This window comes from Mesorhizobium sp. M7D.F.Ca.US.004.03.1.1 (genome assembly GCF_003998635.1).
GTDB lineage: Bacteria > Pseudomonadota > Alphaproteobacteria > Rhizobiales > Rhizobiaceae > Mesorhizobium > Mesorhizobium loti.
In genome coordinates this window covers 1-2,642 of the sequence record NZ_RZQG01000824.1, presented here as the reverse complement: position 1 = coordinate 2,642, position 2,642 = coordinate 1, and the positions used below count along the sequence as shown (strand labels likewise).

Genomic DNA, 2,642 nt, shown 5'->3' with positions numbered 1-2,642 from the left:
CATTGGTGCCGATCGCTGTATGCGAAGATCGAAGCGATCGGGCTGAATGTGATAAATTCAAGCCATGGGCGATTCCCTCGATCTTTCGACAGCCGATCTCGCGGCGCTGGCCTTCTTCCTCGTCGCGTGGCTGCTGCACACGTTCGCCTCCGACGGCAAGCTGGTCAGTCGCGTGTCGCTGACCACGGCGATGAATGCACAGCGGCAAGCCTGGATGCGGACCATGGCCGAGCGCGAGATCCGCATCGTCGACACCGCCATCATGAGCGGCCTGCAGCAAGGCACCGCCTTCTTTGCCTCCAGCTCCCTGATCGCGATCGGCGGCTGTTTTGCTTTGCTCGGCGCGTCCGACCGGGTTCTTGAGGTGCTCAGCGACCTGCCCCTGGGTGGTGCGCCGTCGCGCGCGGCCTTCCAGATAAAGGTGTTCGGACTGGTGCTGATCCTGGCGTTTTCGTTCTTCAAATTCGGCTGGGCGTACCGGCTGTTCAACTATTGCACGATCCTGATCGGCGCGGTGCCGATCCCGCATGGCGAAGCCTCGCGCAATCCGGTCACCGAGACGGCGGTGTGGCGGGCGGCGCAAATGAACATGCTCGCCGGAAAACACTTCAACTCCGGCCTGCGCGGCGTGTTCTTCTCGATCGGTTATCTCGGCTGGTTCGTCGACCCCATGGTGTTCGTGCTGTCAACGCTGTTGCTGCTGGCGGTGCTGGTGAGGCGCCAGTTCTTCTCGGCCGCCAGACAGGCGGTGATCGGTCAGCCGCCAGGGCTCGGAAAAGGCTGATCGATCCGCCCTGACAGCCAGTAGGCGGTCAGCCCGATCCATTCGCGGATGGCGATGGTGGTGGCCTGCAGCGAATCGGCTGGATTGTCGCGGAACAGGCCGATGCCTTCTTTGCCCGAGGTGCGATAGTCGACCGGCCAGGGAACAGTCGCAAAACCGGCCTTGTCGAACAGCGCCTTGGCGCGCGGCATATGGAAAGCCGAGGTCACCAGCAGCCAGGTCTCGCCGGGCTTCGGCGTTACCAACTCCTTGGTGAAGACCGCGTTCTCATAGGTGTTGCGGGATTTGTTTTCGAGGATCAGGCGATCGGCCGTCACGCCAAGCGCGGTGAGCAAGCGAGGGGCCGTGGCGGCGTCACCCTCGCCTTCGAGAAACAACTCGCCGGTGCCGCCGGAGACGATCACCTTGGCCGTGGGAAAGCGCCGGGCCAGAACCGCTGTCTCGACCATCCGATCGCCGCCACTGTTCAGCTCATAGCCGCCTCGCACCAGATTGATGGCGCCCTCAAAACCGCCGCCGAGCACGACAATGCCGTCGACCTTTTCCGGCAGCGGCGGGCGCGCAAAGCGCTCTTCGAGCGGATTGAGCATCATGGCGCCGAGCGACGTCCAGGCCGACAGCGCAAGGATCAGAAATGCCAGCACGCCGCCGGTGGCCGCCAACCGCCTTCGGCCGATCATGGCCGCGAGCAGTCCCGCCAGCAGCAGGAAGATCGCCAGATTGAGCGGCTGGATGAAGAACCAGAAGATCTTGGAGAGATAGAAGAACATTAGCTGCCTATCGTCGGCTCGAATTCTCACGACCGATGAAGTGCTCGACGGCACTCGTCACAGCCTCGGCCTCGGGTCGGCTCAGCTCCCTGCCGAAAACAAGGACGCCGTTCGTGTTGGTCAACCTGATGACTTCCGACAGCCCCGCTTCATCCGTTGGATAGGTATGGTCGAGGATTTCGGTCTCAAGGTGCCCTTTCAAAGGCAATGACGAACGATTTCGCAAAGAACCCCTGACGTCGCGCACGGCTGCGGCGTTGGTTAGCCGCAGGGTTTCCTTGCCGAATACCAGCCAGATGAAATCCTTGCCGAGGAAATAGGTGAAAAGGGCAATGATCGCCGCGAACGACAGCAGGCCGAGAGTGCCGCTGGCGACGGTTGCGGGCGACGTGTCGGTCAATCCCATGTAGCCGGTGTAGGCAACGATCCCGGCCCCAATCAGAACGAAGCCCGTCCTGAAATCCGTGGTGCGTGGTGGGTTGGTAATCAGCAGTTCGTCTCCCGTCTCGACGATGGAAATGCGAGACGGGGGCGGCATGCTACCACCATTTCTCCGGCTGGAATGTGCCCGCCGCCTGCTCGATGACGGCAGCGGTCTGGAACAGGGTTTCCTCATCGAACGGCCGGCCGATGAGTTGCAGCCCGAGCGGCAGGCCCTTGGCGTCGAGCCCGGCGGGCACGGCAATGCCCGGCAGGCCGGCCATGTTCACGGTGACCGTGAAGATGTCGTTCAGGTACATCTTGACCGGATCGGCAGCCATGTCCTCGTCGGCGATGCCGAAGGCGGCGGATGGCGTCGCCGGGGTCAGGATGACATCGACGCCGGCGGCGAAAACAGTCTCGAAATCGCGCTTGATCAGATTGCGCACTTTCTGCGCCTGCAAATAGTAGGCGTCGTAATAGCCGGCCGACAGCACATAGGTGCCGATCATGATGCGGCGCTTGACCTCGCGGCCGAAACCGGCGGCGCGGGTCTTCTCATACATGTCGACGATATCCTTGCCCGGCACGCGCAAGCCGTAGCGGACGCCATCATAGCGGGCGAGGTTGGACGAAGCCTCGGCGGGCGCCACGATGTAATAGGCGGG

4 protein-coding genes are annotated in these 2,642 nt (G+C 62.6%); 1 reads left to right on the top strand and 3 read right to left on the bottom strand.

The features are described 5' to 3' along the window. The first annotated feature begins 64 nt into the window (after nucleotides 1–64). Nucleotides 65–784 carry a DUF599 domain-containing protein gene (locus tag EN935_RS30435; RefSeq protein WP_109669083.1) on the top strand — a complete coding sequence of 240 codons (720 nt, stop codon included), beginning with the start codon at nucleotides 65–67 and terminating at the stop codon, nucleotides 782–784. Here the strand turns inward: EN935_RS30435 and EN935_RS30430 are convergent. From EN935_RS30430 to EN935_RS30420, 3 genes are all read right to left on the bottom strand, one after another. Continuing rightward, on the bottom strand, nucleotides 757–1,554 hold the full coding sequence (locus EN935_RS30430) for a YdcF family protein (protein WP_109669085.1): 798 nt from the start codon (nucleotides 1,552–1,554) through the stop codon (nucleotides 757–759). The two genes, EN935_RS30435 and EN935_RS30430, sit on opposite strands and share 28 nt — an antisense overlap. A gap of 7 nt (nucleotides 1,555–1,561) precedes the next feature. Next, on the bottom strand, nucleotides 1,562–2,092 hold the full coding sequence (locus EN935_RS30425) for a hypothetical protein (protein WP_109669087.1): 531 nt from the start codon (nucleotides 2,090–2,092) through the stop codon (nucleotides 1,562–1,564). 1 nt (nucleotide 2,093) lies between these two features. Beyond that, nucleotides 2,094–2,642 (bottom strand): amidase family protein (locus tag EN935_RS30420; RefSeq protein WP_245489091.1); only part of this gene is annotated, 549 nt, incomplete at its 5' end.

Excerpts from the sequence above, each read along its gene's own strand:
- EN935_RS30435 (WP_109669083.1), top strand. The coding sequence starts at position 65 with ATGGGCGATTCCCTCGATCTTTCGACAGCCGATCTCGCGGCGCTGGCC.
- EN935_RS30430 (WP_109669085.1), bottom strand. The coding sequence starts at position 1,554 with ATGTTCTTCTATCTCTCCAAGATCTTCTGGTTCTTCATCCAGCCGCTC.
- EN935_RS30425 (WP_109669087.1), bottom strand. The coding sequence starts at position 2,092 with ATGCCGCCCCCGTCTCGCATTTCCATCGTCGAGACGGGAGACGAACTG.